At 58.9% G+C, this 21,626-nt stretch carries 14 protein-coding genes; 9 read left to right on the top strand and 5 right to left on the bottom strand.

All coding sequences use genetic code 11. The annotated features are described in order from the left end of the window. Positions 1–14 precede the first annotated feature (14 nt). Positions 15–1,013 (bottom strand): hypothetical protein, encoded by a 999-nt coding sequence (locus AB6729_RS12445; protein ID WP_371081942.1) that lies wholly within the window; start codon positions 1,011–1,013, stop codon positions 15–17. A 254-nt stretch (positions 1,014–1,267) separates the two neighbouring features. On the opposite strand from AB6729_RS12445, the gene lepB reads away from it, so the two are divergent. The 3 genes from lepB (at position 1,268) to rpsU (ending at position 4,137) form a co-directional block, all read left to right on the top strand. Beyond that, positions 1,268–2,065, top strand: coding sequence for a signal peptidase I (gene lepB, locus AB6729_RS12450; RefSeq protein WP_371081943.1), 798 nt, complete (start codon positions 1,268–1,270; stop codon positions 2,063–2,065). 3 nt (positions 2,066–2,068) lie between these two features. Next, a complete protein-coding gene (locus tag AB6729_RS12455; protein ID WP_371081944.1) occupies positions 2,069–3,808 on the top strand; it encodes an AsmA family protein in 1,740 nt (579 codons plus the stop codon). Positions 3,809–3,939: 131 nt separating this feature from the next. Further along, on the top strand, positions 3,940–4,137 hold the full coding sequence (gene rpsU / locus AB6729_RS12460; protein WP_041592738.1) for a 30S ribosomal protein S21: 198 nt from the start codon (positions 3,940–3,942) through the stop codon (positions 4,135–4,137). Positions 4,138–4,551: 414 nt separating this feature from the next. On the opposite strand, the gene AB6729_RS12465 is transcribed toward rpsU, so the two are convergent. Next, positions 4,552–5,625 (bottom strand): sulfatase-like hydrolase/transferase, encoded by a 1,074-nt coding sequence (locus AB6729_RS12465; protein ID WP_371081945.1) that lies wholly within the window; start codon positions 5,623–5,625, stop codon positions 4,552–4,554. A gap of 274 nt (positions 5,626–5,899) precedes the next feature. Between AB6729_RS12465 and AB6729_RS12470 the strand changes: the two genes are divergently transcribed. After that, entirely contained in the window at positions 5,900–8,326 is a 2,427-nt protein-coding gene (locus AB6729_RS12470) for a TonB-dependent siderophore receptor (RefSeq protein ID WP_371081946.1), read from the top strand. 103 nt (positions 8,327–8,429) lie between these two features. Here AB6729_RS12470 and AB6729_RS12475 read toward each other — a convergent pair whose 3' ends face one another. After that, on the bottom strand, positions 8,430–9,524 hold the full coding sequence (locus AB6729_RS12475; protein ID WP_371081947.1) for an energy transducer TonB: 1,095 nt from the start codon (positions 9,522–9,524) through the stop codon (positions 8,430–8,432). 166 nt (positions 9,525–9,690) lie between these two features. Here AB6729_RS12475 and AB6729_RS12480 point away from each other — a divergent pair, with 166 nt between their 5' ends. Beyond that, positions 9,691–10,434 carry a YqaA family protein gene (locus tag AB6729_RS12480; protein ID WP_371081948.1) on the top strand — a complete coding sequence of 248 codons (744 nt, stop codon included), beginning with the start codon at positions 9,691–9,693 and terminating at the stop codon, positions 10,432–10,434. 17 nt (positions 10,435–10,451) lie between these two features. On the opposite strand, the gene AB6729_RS12485 is transcribed toward AB6729_RS12480, so the two are convergent. Continuing rightward, on the bottom strand, positions 10,452–12,497 hold the full coding sequence (locus AB6729_RS12485) for an ATP-dependent DNA helicase (protein ID WP_371081949.1): 2,046 nt from the start codon (positions 12,495–12,497) through the stop codon (positions 10,452–10,454). Between the two features lie 82 nt (positions 12,498–12,579). On the opposite strand from AB6729_RS12485, the gene AB6729_RS12490 reads away from it, so the two are divergent. Further along, entirely contained in the window at positions 12,580–13,236 is a 657-nt protein-coding gene (locus AB6729_RS12490; protein WP_371081950.1) for a hypothetical protein, read from the top strand. Here the strand turns inward: AB6729_RS12490 and AB6729_RS12495 are convergent. Next, on the bottom strand, positions 13,214–13,435 hold the full coding sequence (locus AB6729_RS12495; RefSeq protein ID WP_371081951.1) for a hypothetical protein: 222 nt from the start codon (positions 13,433–13,435) through the stop codon (positions 13,214–13,216). The genes AB6729_RS12490 and AB6729_RS12495 overlap by 23 nt on opposite strands. A gap of 73 nt (positions 13,436–13,508) precedes the next feature. On the opposite strand from AB6729_RS12495, the gene der reads away from it, so the two are divergent. The 3 genes from der (at position 13,509) to AB6729_RS12510 (ending at position 21,518) form a co-directional block, all read left to right on the top strand. Then, on the top strand, positions 13,509–15,383 hold the full coding sequence (der, locus tag AB6729_RS12500) for a ribosome biogenesis GTPase Der (protein WP_371081952.1): 1,875 nt from the start codon (positions 13,509–13,511) through the stop codon (positions 15,381–15,383). 668 nt (positions 15,384–16,051) lie between these two features. Further along, positions 16,052–17,047, top strand: a complete 996-nt coding sequence (locus AB6729_RS12505; protein ID WP_371081953.1) for a cation diffusion facilitator family transporter — start codon at positions 16,052–16,054, stop codon at positions 17,045–17,047. 784 nt (positions 17,048–17,831) lie between these two features. Beyond that, positions 17,832–21,518 carry a lamin tail domain-containing protein gene (locus AB6729_RS12510; protein WP_371081954.1) on the top strand — a complete coding sequence of 1,229 codons (3,687 nt, stop codon included), beginning with the start codon at positions 17,832–17,834 and terminating at the stop codon, positions 21,516–21,518. The last annotated feature ends 108 nt before the right edge of the window (positions 21,519–21,626 follow it).

A 21,626-nucleotide genomic window follows, 5' to 3' on the forward strand; every position in this document is an offset into this window, starting at 1 on the left:
CCTGATTGGTGATATCAGGGAAGTTTCACATCCAGGACGGAAGAAGGCGGAGGTGGTGGCGGTGGAGCAAGGACTGGAGGTGTTGCGGCCAGCGCTGCGGAGGCCACTGCTGAGGAGCTTGCAATTGCTGCACCAGACCCACTGCCTGAGGCCGCGGATGCAGAGCTTGCAACTGAACTAGCCGCAGCGGGGGGCGCGGCTACCGGCACAAAACGTGCTCTGCGACTTAGCTGGTGTTCTCCGCGCGATTGCATTAAATCTGTGATGGTGATTCTGATACCGAGGTCTCGTTCCAGTACGCCTTCCAGTAACCTTGCCCATTCCGTTGGCAGATCGCGCGGTTCTATCGTTTTATCCACATAGGGAACCTGCCCCCAAGGGATGCAGCAGCACACATAGTTAGGAACCATCAGCGGCTTAATCGGCTGAAATGTAGGGATAATACTTTCACGCATCTGCCCTGGGAACTCGTTCAGCGTAGACGCGTGGCGGATGTAATAGCCTGTTGCATCCCTCTGAATGGCGAAACCAAGACAGCGTTCCCACTTCACGCTGTCATCGCAGTAACGAACGACCCATCTGTGCATGGCTTTGTGGGAATAGCCGTCAAAGGATGGCTTGTCCAGAGGCACAAAGCAGACTCCGTGGGCACCGTAGATATGATCAAGTTCTGACTTGGGCGTGCCCACCATCGTCTTGTCGGCAGCGCTGGTGGAGTTTGCCATGCAGGGAGTGTCAGGCGGAAAGACACCGTCGCGTACGGCGTTGTAAAAATCCACAAGCTGCTTAAAGGTCTCCTTCGGGTTGCTTACCACGATGCCGAAGCAAGGAGCCAGATAGCAGATCCATTTCTGCGTATCGATGATGCCGATGAAGGTGTCCAGGCGTCCGGAGCGCAGGGTAGTTTGCCAGAGATTAATACAGGCTGGAGCAACGCGGGTGGTGCCTGCTCCTGGACCAAGCAGTTCCTTTGGATCGCGCGGTAAGGGGAAAATCGTTGCTGCGGATGCCATAGAGCCTCCTCAAAAACAGTGACAAGGTAGTTCGTTGCCGGATTTTTGAAGAAGGAAAATGGTCACGCACGGCAGGCGCAGAGAGAGTAAACGAATCGTTCGTAAGAAATCCCTTCTCAGCATCCTGGAGTAAAGGTGAAGATGCAATCCCATTCCTGGACCATGTGCCCAGGCGGATAATCCCCCCTCAGCAGAGCAAATGCAGATGGAACCCTCGCGGTGTTCCGGCACCATCCGGTAGACTGGACGCTGCCATGGCTGAAACCGCAGTCGCCCACAAAGAAGAGAAGCAAGAGACTCTGCCCGAATCACTCGCCGGACTGGCGTACGTACTGGTCATCGGTCTCTTTATCATGACGTTCCTCTTCCAGAACTTCGCCATCCCCTCGGGGTCGATGGAGAAGACGCTGCTCGTTGGCGACCATGTTCTGGTGGATCGCGTCACACTGGCACCCGCCACACAGTGGATGCCGCTGGAATGGCATCGCCAGGTGCATCGCGGTGACGTGATTGTTTTCGTAAAACCCCATCCGGAGAATCCAGACCTCATCCTGGTGAAGCGTGCCATTGGCTTGCCGGGGGACCGCATTCATCTGGAGCACGGCATTGTGTACCGTAATGGTCAGCGCCTGGATGAGCCGCAGATTTCTGTTCCGGATAATTCCGGCATTCCCAGCCACAACTACGACACGGCACGTGACGACTTTCCGCGCGACATTGAAGGCATCTCGTCTGCCGCTGCAATGAACAATGCCGAACACTGGGCCGTGGATATTCGCAATCATGTGCAGAACGGCGAACTCGTCGTGCCCGAAGGTGTTGTCTTCGCGATGGGCGACAACCGCCTGGAGAGCCTCGACAGCCGCTACTGGGGCTTTGTTCCGCAGCAAAACCTGATTGGCAGGCCCATGTTCGTCTACTGGTCGTTTGTTACACCTGACGATCAGGTGATGAAGGCACAGTATCCCAGCACCGCCGGATGGTTCCTGCACGTCATCACGCATTTCTTCAGCGACACCCGCTGGAGCCGCACCTTGCACCGGATTCAGTAGGCGATGGAGAACGAAGAAGTCCTGCACGACGACCATCACCCACTGTGGACACCCACCATCCGCCGCCGCCTGACGTTTGCCCTGATTGGTGTGCTGGTGGTGGTGCTGCTGGTTGTTCTGCCGCCGTACATCAGTATCAGCCGGTATCAGCGACGGGTGGCGTCGGCCATGTCGGAGGCGCTTGGGCGCTCCGTGCGCATCGACAATATTCAGCTTCACCTGCTGCCGTTGCCGGGGTTGACGCTTTCGAATTTTGTGGTCAGCGAGACGCCGGAGTTTGGTTCAGAGCCGGTTCTTCGCGCTAACACCGTGGAAGCGCGGTTGCGTCTGGCATCGCTGTGGCGGCGACGGATTGAGGTGTCGCGCATCTCGCTGGTTTCGCCTTCCATCAACCTGGTGCGTAATCCGCAGACCGGCCGATGGAACTTGCAGCGCATCGTCACGCAGGCATCGCAGATCACCTCTGCGCCGACCACGCAGGCAAAAGCCAGCGAGGCTCCGCGTTTTCCGTATATTGAGGCAACGGATGCGCGCCTGAACATCAAGAACGGCGAGGTGAAGCTGCCGTTTTCGCTAAAGGAAACGGAGTTTGCGTTATGGTTGCCGGAACCGGATCAGTGGCAGCTTCGGCTTTCAGGCCGGCCTTCGCGCACAGATACAGACGCATCGGATGTGGGTCTGGTGAAATTGGAAGCCACACTGGGCCGAGGGGCGGATCTGTCGTCTGCCAGCATCGATCTCAACGGGACCTGGAAACCCACTCCGATGGGCGAGGCCACGAAGCTGGTCGCTGGAAGTGACCAGGGATGGCGCGGTGAAGCCTCTGCTTCGGCAACGCTGAAGGGAACGCTGAACACGGCGCGCCTGAATGCAGATCTGCATCTGCTCTCGCTACATCGTGCGGACTTCGCACCGGAGCAAACGGCACAGATCAACGCGCATTGCGAAGCGGATACGGCTGGCCTGCTCCGCAGTCTGCATGACCTTCGTTGTGCTATTCCGACCAAGGAAGATACGTCGTTCCTTGCAGCCATTGACTTCCTGCGCAACGAACCCGCGCCGCTCAGCACACGCGACAAGCCGGATGCTGCGGCCAAACCGGGCGTCTTCCTGCTGCGTGGCGAAATTCCGGATACCTTCTCGTTCAGCACGGCTTCCATTCAGGCGTCACTGAAGGATGCGTCTCCGAATTACGCCCTGGCATGGATGCGCCTGTTCTCGCGCCGCATCCCAAAGAATCTCAGCCTTGCCGGATCGCTCGATCTGACGGCTTGGAAGGAAGACACCGGGGCGGAGAACAGCCGCTGGGGAACCACCGTGGTCTGCACCTGCACATTGCCTATGCAAAAGGACGATGCTGCAACTGCAAACCACGCCTGGAATGTGGTGCTTACGAATGTGGGAACGGGCAACAACAGCGCGTTGCTGGATACGGCGCTGACGCTTACCGCGTATCAGACAACAGCGGCTGTACCCGGAACGCCGGAACCTGTGGTACCACGCGTTGCTGAGGGGCAAAGCGTCATTGGCACGCTGGATCGCAACAGCTACAAGCTGACCTTCGCATCGGCAGATGTGGCACACCTTGCGGCTCGCTACTTTCCGCCGCTGGGCGATGGCATGCCTGCAGAAACCGCCGAGGGAAGCCAGCTTCAGACGATGCGTAACTGGACGGGAACTCCTGTCTGGACAGTAACTTCCGCTGCGCCTGCCGCGAAATCGAAGCCCCGGCGTCATCGCTAGGCAGTATCCACATACAGCCCAGGTTGTATTGGTTGCGCAGGCCGATCGGGACGATTCTCCACCACGGAATCCCCAATCTGCGATATCCTAAGAAACGGTCAGCGTGACCTGAGAGCGGGGTGTTTTACTACATGGCAGAAGTACGTCTCCAAGAGGGCGAACCCCTTGAGAATGCACTGCGCCGCTTCAAGCGGAAGGTTCAGCAGGAAGACATCATCAAGGAAGTCAAGCGCCACTCCTTCTACCTGAAGCCCGGCGAAAAGAAGCGCGTCAAGGAAGCACTGGCACGCAAGCGGAATCGCAAGAAGGTTCGTAAGGAACAGGATTAATTTTCCTCGACCTGCTTCGCAGGCGATCCTTGCAACTTCAATCAGTATGGGAAAGCCCGGCCTCGCGCCGGGCTTTTTCTATAGCTGTGGAATATAGCAGTGGAATTAAACCAGCCCTGCAGAGCAGGACTCATACGAACGAAGTTCGTCATCCTGAGCGAAACGAAGTGAAGCCGAAGCATGCCCTCGAGCGAAGCGAAGGGGACCTGCATTCCTCTCACCCCACTACAACACGTCAGGAAACCAGAAACGCACCTTCGACCGAAACCGGGTGCCCCAGGTTCGCGAAGCTAACCTGGGCAGAGCGGCTTTGCCGCTCTCATTCGCGCCAAAGCGCGATCCGATGGAGCAGGGCCTACAGGCCCTCTGAATCAAGTAATGCGGGAAAGAGGGCCTCAGCCCCGGCCCCCTGCCCTACTTCAATGGCAAAGGCGCACCGGCTTTGGGCTCCGCAACATTCCAGTTCTCACCCAGGAAACGCGCCAGCGTCGCCGCCACCTGCGACTGCGTCACCACTGCGGCATTCTTCTGGATGCCCTTACCGTTCAGCCCCGGCGTACTCACAGCGATGAAGATATCCTTCGACTCCGGCACCTTCTCGCCATGCTTCCGCCACGCATCGCCAACCGTACCGCGACCATGATCGGTGGTAAATATCAGCGCTGTCGAATCGCGATACTCCGGCATAGATTGCAGTAAATCCCAAAGCTGCTTCATGTACTGATCCGCCCGGTGCGCCGACAGCAGATACTCGCCGTAGTTGCCAGCATGCGCCCATTCATCCGTCTCCCCTAGCGAGATGTACAGCACATGTGGCTTCTTCGCCTTCACATACTCCATCGCCGTGTAGAACGTTGGCGCATCCACCGTCTCGTCTTCCCATTCGCGTGGAGAATCACGTTTCACCGCATTCAGCACTGTCAGCGCATCCGGCATTGGTGAAATCAGCAGCGGATCGTACGCCGCATTGTCCACGCAGCCGCACTTCTCCGGATTCACGGCATTGGCAATGGTGTGCCATGCACCAAACGCCGCAACGCTGCCCTTGAACTTCGGCGTGTGATTCAGCCACGCCAGCACTGTCAGGTTCGGGTTCGGCTTGTCGTCATTCGAGTCAATGCGCGGGTCCGGATGCCCGGTCAGCGTCTCCGAATATCCGGGATAGGAGAAGTTCTTGCCATTGGTCACGGAGGCGGTGGAACCGGCATCCTGATCGCCAAAGATGAACCCGGTGGAACCAAAGTGCTCCCAGAAAAACGGCATCAGCTTGCGGCGGCGCTCTTCCGGCGTGGCTGCCAGGAACTGCTGCTTCAGCGGCGCAACGTCGCGCTTGTTGTAGTAGTTCTCCGGTGTCAGCAGAGTCTCGTCCGCGCCTCGGAAGATCTCCTGCCAGCGCATACCGTCGGTCATCACCAGCACCACATTGCGGACGGGCGTTGGCTGCTGCGCGGATAGACGCAGTCCACAAAGCAGCAAAAGAACAAGCATGTTTCGAAACGACAGAAAGGACATGGTTTTCATCGCTGCCGATAATACCCGCAACCCGCAAAACGTGGGGTAACGCGCATCCTTCATACCTGTAATCGCACGCGCCGCTTGATATAAGACTTAACATGTCCGATATTGGTACCTACAAGCTTTCACTGCTTTCGGCGCTCTGAGGGGAGTCCGTTGGAGTGAGTTCGATGGGCCCACCCGGCAGCCTCGAATTCCCACGGAGTTCTTTTCTGCTTTCACGGGCCACATCCCTGGAAGGTATTTCATGCGCCCGTTTTTGCCAGTTTCGTTTGCCCTTGCACTCTCCTCCATCGCCGTGATGCACACGGTTGCGGAGGACCCTCGCCCCGCCACAAAACCCGCAGCCAATGCCGCCGTGGAACCCGCGCCCGCAGGTTGCGATGGCCGTCGCGGCACGCCTCGCCGTCTCTCCGGCGTGGTCACAGACTCCTCCGGTGCGGGTGTCCCACGCGCCCAAATCACCCTCACCTGCGGCACTCTGCGCACGCAGATCACCGCTGACGCTGCGGGAGCCTACGTGGTCAGCGTGCCCTCTGGTGAATACCAGATCGACGTGGAAGCGCCGAACTTCGGCGCGGCATCGCAGAAGGTCAATGTGGCCGACTCAACCTCCGGCACTGTCCTGAATCCGGTGTTGCAGGTGGGCAATGTCAACAGCGCCGTAACCGTCACGGCCACCGAGGGTAATGAGTTTGCAACACCCGTCAGCAGCGGCGGCACCAAGACGGACCTGCCCCTGGCCGAGGTGCCTCAGGCCATCAGCGTGGTCAATCGCAGCCTGATGGATTCGCAGGCAGTGGTGAAGCTGGATGACGCACTGAAGAACGTTCCCGGCGTCATCGCGGGCGGTTATTACGACGGCTGGGACTACTACCGCATCCGCGGCTTTGATGCTTCGTTCAACACCTACATCGACGGCCTGCGCGGCGGCAACGGCATGATGGAAGAGACGTGGGGGCTGGAGTCCGTTGAAGTGCTGAAGGGGCCATCCTCCGCGCTCTACGGCCAGAGCGTTCTTGGCGGTCTTGTGAACATCGTCACGCGTAAGCCCGTACCGGACTTCTTTGTCCACGCGCAGGTCACAGCAGGCTCGTTTAACTTTGTCGATCCTGCGATCGACATCGGCGGTTCGCTGAACTCATCGCGCACGGTCTACGGCCGTCTCGCCGCGCTGTATCACTCCGCGAACACCTTCGTGGATTACACCTATCGCCATCGCTATTACTTTGCGCCATCGCTTACATGGAAGCCGCGCAGCTCCACATGGCTCACGCTCACCGGACGTATCCAGCGCGATAACGGCCGACAGGGCATGCCTCTGCCTGCTATCGGCACTGTGCTCCCTAATCCCGGCAACGGCATCCTGCCCATCTCTACCTACATCGGCGAACTGGAAGCCAATGCGAATAAGATGTCACAGGCCAATCAGCAGTTCGGCGTGCAGTTCCATCACAGCTTCAGCGACAACCTGATCTTCCGCGAGAATGCACGCTTTGCCTGGTATCAGCAGAACTGGAATCGCATCTATTACCCCGGGTTCCTCGGCGCAGACAACCGCACGCTCTATCGCTACCCGTATAGCTTCTATGGACCGTGGCAGACGCATGAAACGGATACCAGCATCGAAGGTCGCGCCAAGTTTCTGAACATGGAACACAGTGCGCTGCTCGGCCTGGACTTCTATCGGAACCCGTCGACTGGCAAGGGATCGTCGATCGACTTCAGCGACCTTACGCAGTACGAACCGCTGGACCTGTACAAGCCTGTGTATGGACAGAACCCTGTGCAATCACTGATCGTAGTTTCCGACACGAAGACCGTCACGCAATACACCGGTCTCTATCTGCAGGACCACATCCGCCTGCCAAAGCATGTGAGCATCACCGGTGGCGGACGCTTTGACTGGGCCAAGAACGAAAGCCGTGGCTCTGCAAACCAGAACGGCCACGGCACCACGCCACGCGTGGGTGTCACCTGGCAGGCCTTCGGTCAGACCGCAGTTTATGCCAGCTTCAGCAAGTCATACCTGCCGCAGTCGGGCCAGGTCTACATCGACGCCACACACGCTTCTTACCTGCCACCGGAACGCGGACAGCAATGGGAAGGCGGCGTGAAGTCATCCTTCCTCAACGGCAAACTGCTCGCCAACGCAGCACTCTTTCAGCTTGATCGTAAAAACGTTGCCACAGCTAACCAGGCCGTTCCGAATTTCTACCTGGTAACCGGCGCACAACGCAGCCGCGGCGTGGAGCTTGAGGCCACACTGCACCCGCTGGCAGGTTGGAACATCGTGTCGTCGTACTCGTTCATCAACGCCATCGTCACCAACGACACCACACTGCCCACCGGAACACCGACGCTTAACGCACCGAAGCATCTCTTCAACATGTGGAGCACCTACGAGATTCCGCGTGGCCCTGTGCGCGGTCTCACCTTCGGCTTCGGTGGACGCCATTACACCGACCAGTCCGGCGATCTTGCCTACAGCTTCCGCCTGCCCGCATACGGCATTGTGGATGCTTCGGCCAGCTATCGTCGCGGTCATGCCATGTGGCAACTGAACGCCAACAACATCACCAACAAGCGGTGGTACGCCGGCAGCTACAACAACCTCTACGTCAAACCCGGCGAACCGCGCGTCGTTCGCGGCACCATGTCCTGGAACTTCTAGACTTCTCCCGAAGTCAGCATGATTTGCTGCGAAAGGCCCTCGCAATACTTCGCGAGGGCCTTTCTTTACGCCGTTCTGGGAGCGGTATCGAAAACGAAGCTACTTACTGCGCTTCCGGACTGTCTTTATTGATACGGAATTCGATGCGCAGTTCCAGATTGGGTCCGTGGAACTCCTTGGGAAGCGGTTGTGCTGCACCGAGTGCCGTGATGGAACCCCATGCCGCACGATCGATCGCGACATCATGGGTGGAGTAGTCCAGATGCATGGCGCTGATCTTGCCGTCGGGCAGGATGGTGAAACGCACGCCGGTGATGCCCTGCTTATTGAGCGGCGGGCGGCACTCTTCCGGGATCAGCGGCAGCCAGTTGCGGCGCACATCAGAGAGCAGGCGCTGGATGTATTTGCCAAAGTCGACACCCTGCGTGTCGCTGAGAATCTGCAAGCCCTGCTTGGCCCCGCCCGGCTGGCCACGGCCCACTGAGCCGTAGTCGCCGCTGTCGCCCGCATTACGCGAGCCACGCGCGGCCTGGGCAATCTGGGATGCGGCGCTCTGCGATCCCTGGCCGAAGTTCGGACGATTGTTGGCGGACGCGTTCGGCGCAGGCGAATCCACCATGGGCTGCGGGTGCGGCACAGGCGGAGTGGGGGTGGGAGGCGCGTTCTTCGCCACCTGCTGCTGCGGTGGAGCCTGTTGCTGCTGCGGAGCGGGTGCAGCCTGTTGCTGCTGAGGAGCCTGCTTCGGTGCGGGAGGCGCAGGTGTTCCGGCGCGCGGTGTGGGTTGTACCTGCGGATTCGGTTTCGAGCTCTGCGATTCGGCGGTGTGCGCGCTGATGTTGGGCGCGGGCTTCGTCCGTTTGAGCTGGTCCTTCAGGTCCGGCGGCGTGTCCAGATAGGTCATGGTGGAACGCTTTTCATTGTCCGGGGCCATGACGATCACCGGCGCATGCCATAGATAACGCGGCCCATACACCAGAACCCAGCCCAGAATCAGCCAGACGATGACCGAGATATAGACAGCTTCGCGGAAACGCGCGCGCGTGCGCTCGTCATCCACTTCGTCCAGCAGCATGATCAGTTCATGCTGTTCCAGGTCGGCGTAACGGCCCATACCGCCGCGATTACCGTGGCGTGGACTCTCCTCGGGCTGGGGTGTCTCCTGGGTAGGTTCGTCAGAGGGTGTCTGGTATGGCGGCACGCTGGGTCTGTCTCTTCTGTCTCTATCTGTAGGACTGTCGGAACGCCCATTTGTACGCAGAAAAGCGCCGGAGGGCTACAGAACAGCAGGATTATTCTCTCATCCCGCGTCAAAGCGCGCTTCGAATGGCATAGCTCGGCGTCTGCGCCGGGTAGAATGACCGAGGATGTTTCACCTGCACGCTTTCGCAACCCTGCTGCAAACCGCCCAGGACACAGTCCCGCACGCGGCACCCCATCACGTGGGCTGGCTCAAGCATTTCACCCAGACGACCCAGGCCTTCTTTGAACGGTTCGGTCTGTGGGGGCTCGCCGCGATTGCGCTGCTGGACTCCGCCATGCTGCCCATGCCGTGGCAGTATCTGCTGGTCACCGATGTGAATAACCACCCTGGCACCTGGATTCTGTACCCGGTGGTTGCGGCTCTGGCGTCCACCCTGGGAAGCCTGGTGCCGTTTTACGTGGGGCGCGTGGGCGGGGAACTGTTTCTGCTGGGCAAGATCAATCGTGAACGTTACGAGCGTCTGCGCGATCGCTTTGAGCGTCAGGAATTTCTGGCCATCTTCATTCCGGCCATTGGGCCGCCACCGACACCGTTCAAACTGTTTGAGTTTTGCGCGGGCGTGTTTGAGATGAAGCCGATGCTCTTCCTGCTTGCGGCGTTCCTGGGCAAGCTGATTCAGTACGGTGCCTATGCGTTGTTGACGCACAAGTATGGTCCACAGGTGATGGACGTCATCATGCATGGCGTACATGCGCATGCACAGTTGACGCGCATGGTCGTGGGCGTGCTGCTGGTGCTGCTGGTGGTGTGGATTCTGCGCAAGATATTCGATCGTCGCAAGGGAACTCAGCTTCCAATTGAAGACGGGGCAGTGGAAGAAGGTAAGACCTTCATCGTGGAAGAGTAAGTCTGGCGAAACAGGATTTAGCTCACAGCCACTTCATGCTCTGCGGGTGAAAGAAAGAACTCTTCCACATCGTTAATGTCCTGCGTGAGCTTGTACGGTGGCAGGCTGTCTAGGAATATCTTGCCGTAACTCTGCCGCTGAATGCGGCTGTCCAGCAGCATCAGCACGCCGCGGTCGCTGGCGCTGCGGATCAGGCGTCCGAAGCCCTGTTTCAACGTGATGACCGCCTGCGGAATCTGCAGATCGTGAAACGGCTTGCCGCCTTCAGCTTCGATGGCTTCCATGCGCGCCTGCATCACCGGGTCACTTGGCACAGCGAATGGCAAACGGTCGATGATGACGCAGCTCAGCTGGTCGCCCTGCACATCCACGCCCTGCCAGAAGCTGGAGGTGCCGAACAGAATGGCATTCGGTGTGGAACGGAACTCATCCAGCAATGCTTTGCGCGGCGCCTGCCCCTGCAGCAGCAGCGGGTAGGGCAACTCCACCAACATGCGTTCATACAGTGTCTTCATCTGCGCATAGCTGGTGAAGAGGCAGAAGGCGCGGCCACGGCTCAACTCCAGCACGCGCCGCATCTTTTCCGTCGCCTGATTCAGAAAATCCGGATCGCGCGGATCGGGCATGTACGGTGGCAGATAGAGCAGTGCCTGCTTGTTGTACTGGAAATGTGATGGCACGGTGAGTTCACGCGCTCCCACTAAGCCGACGCGTTTTGCTATGTGTTCAAAGCCGCCCTGCACGGTCAGCGTCGCGCTGGTCAGAACGACGGAACTGAAGTCCTTGAACAGCGTGGTGTTCAGGATCTCTGACACATCAATGGGCGTGGCTTGCAGATAGGTGTGGTAAGCCATGGGCTGGCCCGTCTGCGTGCGCGAAAAGTTCTTCACACCACCGGCGGCGCGGCGCTCAATCCAGAAGACCGTGTTGGGATCTTCCGCTTCCATCAGGAAGGTCGATGAGGTTCGAAGTTCCGTCACGCGACGCTTCAGGCCGTTGACCTCGTCCACGTCCTTGATGCGTTCCAGTTCGTCGCGCAGCTTGTCCAAAGAAGTTAGGTAGGTTAAGTAAGCATCGCCGCGCTCTTCCAAAAAACCGCTGCGGTCGCGGAAAGGCTGCCGTCCCAGCTCAAAGCCGTTCATAGGCAGCGATCCAAAGAAGGCACGCGAACGTTCACGCAGTCCATTCGTTGCGCTTTCGATGCTCGATGATGAGACCTTCTTCGCGCGCAGCATCATCTCCACGTCGCGCGCCAGTTCTTCGCAACGTTGCTGCGAGATGGCCACGCCGAAGTAGTCGCTGGCCACCGCTTCCATTTCGTGCGCTTCGTCGAAGATCACCGCTGCGGCATCTGGCAGAATGCCTGCATCCGGCGCGCCTGCCGCCTGCTGACGGATGTTCAGGTCAGCAAAGAACAGGTGGTGATTGACGATGATGATGTCGCTTTCCAGAGCCTTGCGCCGCATCGCCGTGATGTAGCACGGTTCAAAGTTGGGGCAGCTTTGCCCCAGGCACGCTTCACTGCGCGCATCCAGCTTGGAGAATAGCGGCGAAGGCTCTGGCAGGCCGGCGATTTCGGCGCGGTCGCCTGTCTCCGTTTCGCTCTCCCACTCGAGGATTTTTCCGAAGTGATCGAGTTCTGTGAACTCGGTGAGTAGTGAAGATGTCTGCTGCAGCGCGTACAGCTTCTGCTTGCACACGTAGTTGCCGCGGCCCTTCATGTAGCAGACCTTCAGCGGCCCCAGCAGCGACTCAAGAAACGGAATGTCCTTGAAGAACAACTGCTCCTGCAGGTTCTTCGTCCCTGTGGAGATGATGACGCGCTGCCCACGTTCGCGTGCTAACCGCAATGCAGGCAGGAGATAGGCCAGCGTCTTGCCGGTGCCGGTGCCTGCCTCCACGACGAGATGGCGATGATCCTGCAATGCCGCTTCGACGGCCCTGGCCATCTCGTACTGGCCCTTGCGGTGCTCATAGTTCAGCGAAGACTTGGCCAGCACGCCGCCCGGCGCGAAGAACTCGTGCAGCGTGGGCAGTTTCTCTGTTGTGGCGAAGGTCGGCATGAGGGCGCAAGAAAGGCGAACGTCTTTAGTTTAGCCGCGCATTCCTCATTCTTGTGGAATCATCGCTTTCAGGGGTGGACTGGTGCAGTTTCTGTCGCGCGTTATCGCGTTTTTTCTATTGATCGGTGGCAGCAGCGCAGCACAAACAGAGAATGCCTTTCCTCGCTATAGCCAATTAGCAGGCGCTGTGAATGCTGATGGATTTTCCACTTCCGGCGTACAACTGTGCCTGTCGGAGCAGAAGACAACGTGCTTTGTCATGCCAAAACTGGTGAAAGACCCGGAAGTCGTTTATGAGTTTGGGCTGGAACCACATTCTGAACGTGAAATGTTACCGGGGGGAGCGTCCTGGATTTTCTTTACCGGGATGTTTTCCGGTGGAGGCAGTGGAACACTTACCCGGTTCGCAGTATTGAGATATGACCCATCGGCCAAGGCGATCCAGAATCTCTTGCCCCTGGCATCCGCTACAAATGTGAGCGACTATGCCATGTGGCACCTACCCGAAATCTCACCATACCCGGTGTTGGTTGTCGCGGATTTCTTCTGGAATTTCAATGCTGGAGAAACACACTTTGACGCGCATCAATATGACGTTGAGGCATTTGTCTACAACGCGCGGGAGCGTGTCTATGAAAAACGGTTCCGATACAGGACATCGCATAAATACGACGCGGAGACTTCTCGGGTTTTGAAGCCGGAACGCAGCGAGATACTCAGGCGTCTTGGCGGGAAATAGCTGCGGGTGCTGGCGGCGGCGGTAAACAGCGCTCTGCTTCGGTAGAACGCAATTCCAGCTTGCTTTGCCTGCGCCTGCGCTTGTTGTAGCCGCGTTTGACGCGAGCGCGGATTCCCGGTCGCCAGTGCAGAAAACGCCGCCAACGGGTGAACGCGTCGTGTTCATCGCCAGAAATCATCGGAATCGTGTTCTTTGCCATGGCTTCGCGCTGCAAACTCAGGATAATTACCGTTTCACACTGCTACCCTTAAAGATGGAAGCAGGTAAGCACGATGGCACCGGAAAAGAAGCGGCTCGGAAAAAAGCACAGGACAGCGCAGACGCGTCCGCATAAGGGGGCCACCCCTAAGGGGGCTAAGGCTGGTGCTTCGTCGGTGGGTGGTGCTTCGCCCAAGGGGCGTAAGGGGATTACCGCCAAGAAGTCTGCCGCGTTCAGCCAGAGCAAGGTGCGCACGCAGTCGCCCACCCGGCAGAAGGGGCGTGCCATTACCGGGGCGCAGATGGCGCCGGGTGCACTGCCCAAGGCAGAGCGGGAGCGCCTGGGGATTCCTGAGCCAGCACAGCGGGCGCCCAAGGGGGCGCGCGGTATGGGATCCAGCGCGGAGGTGCAGGAGAAGCGGATGGTGCATCGCGCCGCACTCAGCGATCCAGAGACGGAGAACGCCTTTGCCAGCACGCTGCCCATGATCGAGGAGGCACAGCGGCCGTCTGACGCCATTGCCGCGCCGCTGTTCGCCATCTGCGGACGGCCGAACGTGGGTAAGAGCACCCTGTTCAACCGCCTGACCGGCACGCGCCGTTCCATTGTGGGCGATGAGCCGGGCATCACGCGTGACCGCATCTACGGCGAAGTGGATTGGGAAGGTCGCGTGTTACGCATTGTGGATACGGGCGGCGTGATTCCCGATGATGAGGCGCTGATTCCGCGGGAGATCTTCCGGCAGGCACAGATTGCGCTGGATGAGGCTGAGGCCATTGTGCAGGTGGTGGACGGGCGCAGTGAGTTGACGCTGCCGGACATTGACCTGGCGCGACTGCTGATCCGCAGCGGTAAGCCAGTCTTCTTGGCGGTGAACAAGATGGACACGGAGAAGATTGCGCCGCAGGCCGAGAGCTTCCGCACGCTGGGGTACAAGGAAGTGTTTCCCGTCAGCGGTGAGCATGGGCTGGGCATGGGCGACCTGATGGACGCCGTTGCCGCCGCACTGCCGCAGACGGAGCCGGAAGAGGTTGCGGATGACGTATGGGAAGATGAGCGCGAGTCTGCATCCGACGGAGAGGCTCCGCGGGAGCGCAAGCTGCGCTCGCATGGCGAGCATGTCTCGAAGGAGACTAGCATTGCCATCATTGGCCGTCCCAACGTCGGCAAATCCACCTTGCTGAACGCGCTTACGGGATCAGGCCGCGCCATCGTCTCACCGATCGCAGGCACCACGCGCGACGCTGTGGATGAGACGGTGGAGCGCAATGGACATAGCTTCCGGTTCGTGGATACCGCAGGCATTCGCCGCAAGGGCAAGACCACGATGATGGCGGAGAAGCTGTCCGTCATCATGGCGCGCAAGCATCTGGAAGCAGCCGATGTGGCGCTGCTGGTGATCGATGCCACGGAAGGCGTGACCGGGCTGGATGCCAACATTGGCGGCTATGCGCATGAGAGCGGCCGCAGTGTTGTGATCGTGGTGAACAAGTGGGACGCAATCACGACCAATCGCGAAGACGGACAGGCGCCTGCCGACCAGAAGGTCTACACCGAACAGGTGCGGCACGCGTTGAAGTATCTGGATTACGCTCCGCTGATCTTCATCAGTGCGCGCGAAGGCATCAACGTGGACGAGGTCTTCAAGAAGGTGCAGCTTGTGGCGCGTGAGCGTCGTAAGCGCATCACAACGGGTCAGATGAACAAGTTCCTGGACCAGGTGGAATTTGAGAAGGCAGGCGTTCCGTACAACAAGCGGCTGCGCATCTACTACATGACGCAGGCTGCGGTTGCGCCGCCGACGTTTGTGTTGTTCACGGATCGCGATGTGAAGCTTCACTTCAGCTATGAGCGATTCCTGGAGAACCAGATCCGTGCATCGTTCCGGTTTATCGGGTCGCCGATCTGGTTCAAAGTGCGGGCTCGGAATAAAAAGAGCGAGAAGTAGGTACTTCGTACCGTTCTCGACGCCTTCGGCGTGGTGCCAGCCATGGTCTTCTGTGGGCGCGCGGGGTTTGCTTCATGCTCCTGTTTGTTTTTTGGCCGCGCGGTTTTCTTGGTTTGGGTTTCTTATGGCACGGCTGAAGCCGTGCCCGTCTTCAAAGAAGACGCGCTTTGCGCGTTGGAGCTTCGCTTTTGCGAAGCTGGTTTGGGTTTGGTGGCTGGAAGCTTGTGAGGGCCTTGGCGGGATGAGGGTTCGTCGGGATTCTTCGCTTTGCTCAGAATGACGGTCTTTCGACCATTGGAGCTCCACTCGGGGTATTTCAACCATTGGAGCTTTGCTGGGAATGGTCTTTGATTGTTGGAGATTCGCTGGTCGTGCTTTCGCACGAATGGAGCAGCTTTGCTGCTCGGCCCAGGTTAGCTTCGCGAACCTGGGGCACCCGGTTTTTGGGTGCTGGTTTGTTGGGGTTTCCTGGTGCGTTGTAGAGGGTTGAGGGAATGCAGGTCCTTCGGCTCCACTTCGTTTCGCTCAGGATGACGGTCTACGACCGTAGGAGCTTCGCTGGATGGTCTTTGACCGTTGGAGCTTCGCTGAAGGATGGTCATGGTATTGACCGTTGAGCCTTGCCAGGTGACGGCTTTTGGGCATTTGAGCTTTGCTGGAGGCGTCCTGTGGCTGGGCGTTCTATGCTGGTAGTGGAGGTGCGTATGGCGCACGATCACTCAGGTGGGCGTCACCATCACGTGCATGGGCCAACCAGCGGTACGCGGCTCTGGGTTTCGCTGGCGGTGACGCTGGTGTTTTGCGCGGCGGAGGCGATTGCCGGGTGGGTTTCGCATTCGCTGGCGCTGCTCTCCGATGCCGGGCATAACGTGAGTGATGCCGTGGCGCTGGGGCTGGCAGCGTATGCGGTGGTGGCCATCAAACGGCCTGCTGCCGGACGGCATACGTATGGGCATGTGCGGGTTTCCACGCTGACTGCTCTGTTCAACAGCAGCACGCTGGTTTTGATTGCACTTTGGATTGCTGTTGAGGCTGTGGGGCGGTTTCGTCATCCGGAGCCGATTGAAGGCAACCTGATGATCTGGGTTGCGGGTATCTCTGTGTTGATGAATACGGTGATTGCCCTGGCGCTGGCAGGGGACGCGAAGCACAGCCTGAATTCACGCGCTGCGTTTATTCACATGGCGGGTGATGCGTTGAGCGCGGCTGCTGTGGTGATCGCGGGTTTGGTGGTGCGGTATACGGGATGGCTGTATGCCGATCCGATTGTGTCGCTGCTGATTGCCGTGTTCATTTTCTGGAGCGCGATTGGCATTGTGCGCGAGGCCAGCGATGTGCTGATGGAGAAGGCGCCGGAGCATCTGGATCCCGAATCACTTGCTGCTCGCATTGGCGAGATTGAGCCGGTCTGCAGCGTGCATGATGTGCATGTGTGGACGATGGGCGAGGGGCGCAACCTGCTGAGTTGCCATGTGGCGCTGCCTGCGAACTACACCCTGCTGGAGACGACAGCGATTGTGGGTCGCATTGAAAAGATGCTGCATGACGACTTCGGCATTGAGCATGCGACGATTCAGCCGGAAGAAGATGGGCTGTGCCGTATGGCGGATACGGCGACCGTGTTTTGCAGTCTGGAGACACATTCGCATTCGCACGCGCATTGATCTGTTTGGGACGTTCCCTCAGGGGCTAAATGTGGTGTCCCAAGAGGTTGTTTACATCGAGTCCTGCCCTTCCGAAAGAAGACGCGCTTTGCGCGTTTGATCGCTCCTTTGGAGCGATGGAGAGCGGCAAAAGCCGCTCTGCCCAGGTTAGCTTCGCGAACCTGGGGCACCCGGTTTTTGGGTGTTGGTTTGTTTTGAGTTTTCCTGGTGCGTTGTAGAGGGTGTGGAGGAATGCAGGTCCTTCAGCTACGCTTCGCTTCGTTCAGGATGACGGTCTTTCGACCGTAGGAGCTTCGCCTGCGAAGCTGGTTTGGATTCTGTGGCCGGAAGGATTTCAACTTGTCGGCTCGGTGAAGTGTGTAGGGATTCTTCGCTTCGCTCAGAATGACAGTCTTTGATCGTATGAGCTTCGCTGGGGGACGACTTCGTTCGTTGGAGCTTCGCTGGTCTTGAACCGTTGGAGCTTCGCTGGTCTTGAACCGTTGGAGCTTCGCTGGTCTTTGACCATATGAAGTTGTCGTGGCGCGTTCACCGTGAGATGCATGACGTGTCGCGGCGTTTGGGAATTCACGTGCTATTTAAATGTGGATAGCTTTGACGTGACATGCTGAAAAATGACAGCGACAGTTGCAGTGATGCCGCAATATGGCGTTCACATTTCTCTTGTACGCCCTGCTGTGGGCGGCGACACTGCTACCTCGATTGTTGTCCCCTGCACCTTCCTGCTGAGCAATTTGGAAGGTGTCTATTTTTTTCTGCATTGCTTTTCTCTGTGAGGCCATACTTGAAAACAAATTCTGGATCGAAGCGACTGCTTCCTGCGCTGCTGACTGCGCTCTTTGCGCTTGTGCTGCACGCAGGTGCCGTTGCGGCCGCTCCCAATCATTTGCTGATTACGCAGGTGTACGGTGGTGGTGGCGGTGGCAGCACCACGACCACCTACACCTACAATCGCGACTACGTTGAGATTTTCAACCCAACCTCAGCAGCGGTGAGCTTGAACGGACTTTCCGTGCAGTATGGCTCTGCGGCGGGAAACTTTGGCACAAGCGCCTCAAACATTGCTGTGTTGCCCAATGTGATGTTGCAGCCCGGTCAGTTTTACCTGATCGGCGGCAGCAGTGGTACTCAGGGTGGCACGTTGCCAGCAGTTGATCTCAGTGCCAGCCTTTCCATTGCCGCAACAGGCGGTAAGGTAGCGCTGGTCAACGGCGTCACGGGTAATCTGCCTGGCACGAGCTGCACTGGTGGCAACATCATTGATGAAGTTAGCTTCATCTCCAGTGCGAGTTGCTCAGAAACTGCGGCAGCACCGGCCAGTTCGAACACGCTGACAGCGCTTCGCGCCGATGTATGCGTTGATACGGATGACAATTCTGCAGATTTCATTGCAGATACACCTGCACCACGCAACACCAGCACTGCCGTACATACCTGCACTACGTCGATTCCGAGTACGCAGGTGGCAGTCGCTTCTGCTTTGGCGAGCCCCGCCAGCGTTACCGGTGGCAGCAATACTGTCCTAACGGTGGTCATCACGCCGGGTACCGCAACGACGTCTGCGACGGTAACAGCGGATCTTTCGGGGCTGGGTGGCAGCACGGTACAGCCGTTGGCGCTTACCGCTACGAACACATACACGTACACCTACACCGTTCCCAGCAACGCGGCAGCGAATGCGTACAGCATCCCCGTGAAGGTGACGGACAACACTGCTGCGACGGTCACGGGTAACATCTCGCTTGCAGTCACCACTCCGACGGGCGTTACGCCGATCTCCACCATTCAGGCGAACCGTTCCACGTATGTCAACACCAACATCACATTTACGGGCGTGATCACAGTGGTGACGAACGCTGGTTATTACATGCAGACTGCTTCGTCGACCCCAGGATCGACGGGCGATGAAGGCATCTACGTTTACAGCGGCTCCGGGAAGAATCCGGCGGGTGCTGTGGTTGGAAACAATGTCACGGTCACCGGCAAGCTGACGCTGTATCCGGCTGCCACGGCCAGCCATACGCCGTCGCTGGAAGTCACCACGGCTTCGCTGACGGTGAACAGCACGGGCAATCCTTTGCCGACTGCCATTGCCATTACGGCACCCACGCCAACCGGTGACATCAACCAGCTTCGTCCCTACGAGAGCATGTTGGTGAGTCTGCCGTCCGTGACTGCGGTTGGTGGCACGGATGCCACGCTGACTGAGACGACGGAGACCGTGGTTTCCAACGGCCAGTTGTACGTAACTGGCACGGGGATCCCGCGTCCGTTCCGCGAGCCGGGTATGGACTTCCGCGACTTCCCGTCAACAACCTGCCCCACCCTTGCGAACTGCCCTGCGGGAACCAACCCGGCGACGGCTGCGGGTGCGGTTCGGCCTGCGAACCTGACGCTGTATGACGACAACCCGGAGCGCCTCATCATTGAGAGCACGCTGGGTGGCGGCACGGCGATTGACGTTGCGGCGGGTGCGGTCATTACCGGCGCAACGGGCGTGGTGGATTTCACTTACTCCACCGACTACCCCTATGGCGATCCGGCGCGCATCATCCTGACGGCGGCAAACCGCCCGACGGTGACGACCGCTGGTGCCGTAACGGTGACGGCGTTGCCGCTGCCGAACAGCAACCAGTTCACGGTTGCTGCGTTTAATGTGGAGCGCTTCTTCGACACCAACTCCGCGAACGACCTTTACTACAACCCGGTGACGGGCAAGACGGCGGGAAGCTCCGCTGTGGATGTCACCGCGGATGCGTATGCTCGCCGTTTGAAGAAGTTTTCGCTGGCCGTACGTACGGTTCTGAATAACCCGGACATCGTCTCTGTGGAAGAGGTGGAGAATCTCCAGGTTCTGAAGGACATGGCCGCACAGATCGACGCGGACACCACCACTGGCACGAAGCCCGGCTATGTGGCCTATGGCACGGACTCCGTTACGACGTTTACCAATGACGTGGGTGGTATCTCCGTCGGTTTCCTGGTGAAGCCTTCTACCGTGAACGTGACCGCGTGGGAGCAGAAGGGCACACAGACGCTGGTCGCTGCCGGGACATCAGCGCTGAATGACCGTCCCTCGCAGGTGCTGCATGCCACCATCAACCGCGGTACAGGCGTGAAGCCGTACCCCATCACGGTGATCTCCAACCACCTGCGTTCGCTGACTTCGGTGAATACGGCGACTGTGCAGTCAAAGAAAGAACTGCAGGCCGAGATGCTGGCGAACCTGATCCAGGGTTACCAGCAGGCGGGCGAGCATGTCATTGCAGTGGGTGACATGAATGCCTTCCAGTTCTCTGATGGCTATACGGATACGCTGGGCACCATTATGGGCAACGTTGGCAACGGTGTTGCCGTACAGCCGGGTGTGGCGATTGTGAATCCGGCGGCGGTTGACCTGATTAACCAGATGCCTGCGGCACTGCAGCAGAGCTACACCGAGTGGGGCAACGCGCAGGTGCTGGACCATGCCGTGGTGACTGCGGACATTGCAGGAAGCACGACGCTGGCAGTGGGCCACATTGACGCGGACTTCCCCGTGGTGCTGTACAACGATGCAACGACGCCTGCTGCGATGTCGGATCACGATCCGCTGCTGGCTTACCTGGCACTGCCTGCTCCTGTCACCAGCGCAACGCTGACGGGCAGTGGCACGTTCCTTACCTCCATTGCTGTGGGGCAGAACTCGGTTGGGCAACAGTTGACGCTGACCAACACGGGTGAAACAGCCATCAGCATCACCGGCTTCACCGTGACGGGTGACTTTGCGCAGAGCAACAACTGCGGATCGTCGCTGGCGGTGGGTTCGGCCTGCGCCATCAACGTGGTGTTTACTCCGACTGCGACGGGTGCCCGCACCGGCAGCATCAAGGTGAACGGTTCGGCGACGGTTTCGACCGTGTCGCTGACGGGTACCGGTCTGTTGCCGGCGGACTTCTCGATGGGCGATTCGTCGGGCAATACGACGACAGCGATCACGCTGAACGCAGGTGACTCAACGAACCTTGCGCTGAAGTTCACCTCACTCAACGGCTTTGCGGGTTCCATTACGGTTACCTGCACGACCAGCGGCACAGCGCCCACAGGCGTTGCCTGCACACCTACTTCGCCGGTCGCGCTGACGGCGAGTGGAACTGCGACGGCAAACGTCATCATCACCACGGTGTCACGAACGTTGCCTGCGGGATGGGGTATGTTGCCCGCATCCGGTGCAGGTCGTGTGGCTTCGCTGCTGTTGGCGATGATTGCCGCCATGGCGATGTTGCTGGTGAAGCGTAATGGTCGGATTGTTCGCACCGGCGGTCTGCTGGCGCTGTTCTTCGTTTTCGCACTCGGTGTCACGGGTTGCGGCGACAGCAAGGGCACCGGGCCGAATCCCAGTGGCACGCCAACGGGGACCTACACCTATAAAGTGACGGCGACGTCGGGCAGCGTAAGCCATGTGGAGACGATCAACCTGACGGTGCAGTAAACACTGCTTCGCATTACCGAAAGGGCCACGCAGACTGCGTGGCCCTTTCCTTTTGCTGGGGAGCTTTTTCTCCGTTACAGACAGCAAAGCCCTCTCCGCCGCGGTGGC

Origin of the sequence: Terriglobus sp. RCC_193 (assembly GCF_041355105.1) — a bacterium.
GTDB lineage: Bacteria > Acidobacteriota > Terriglobia > Terriglobales > Acidobacteriaceae > Terriglobus.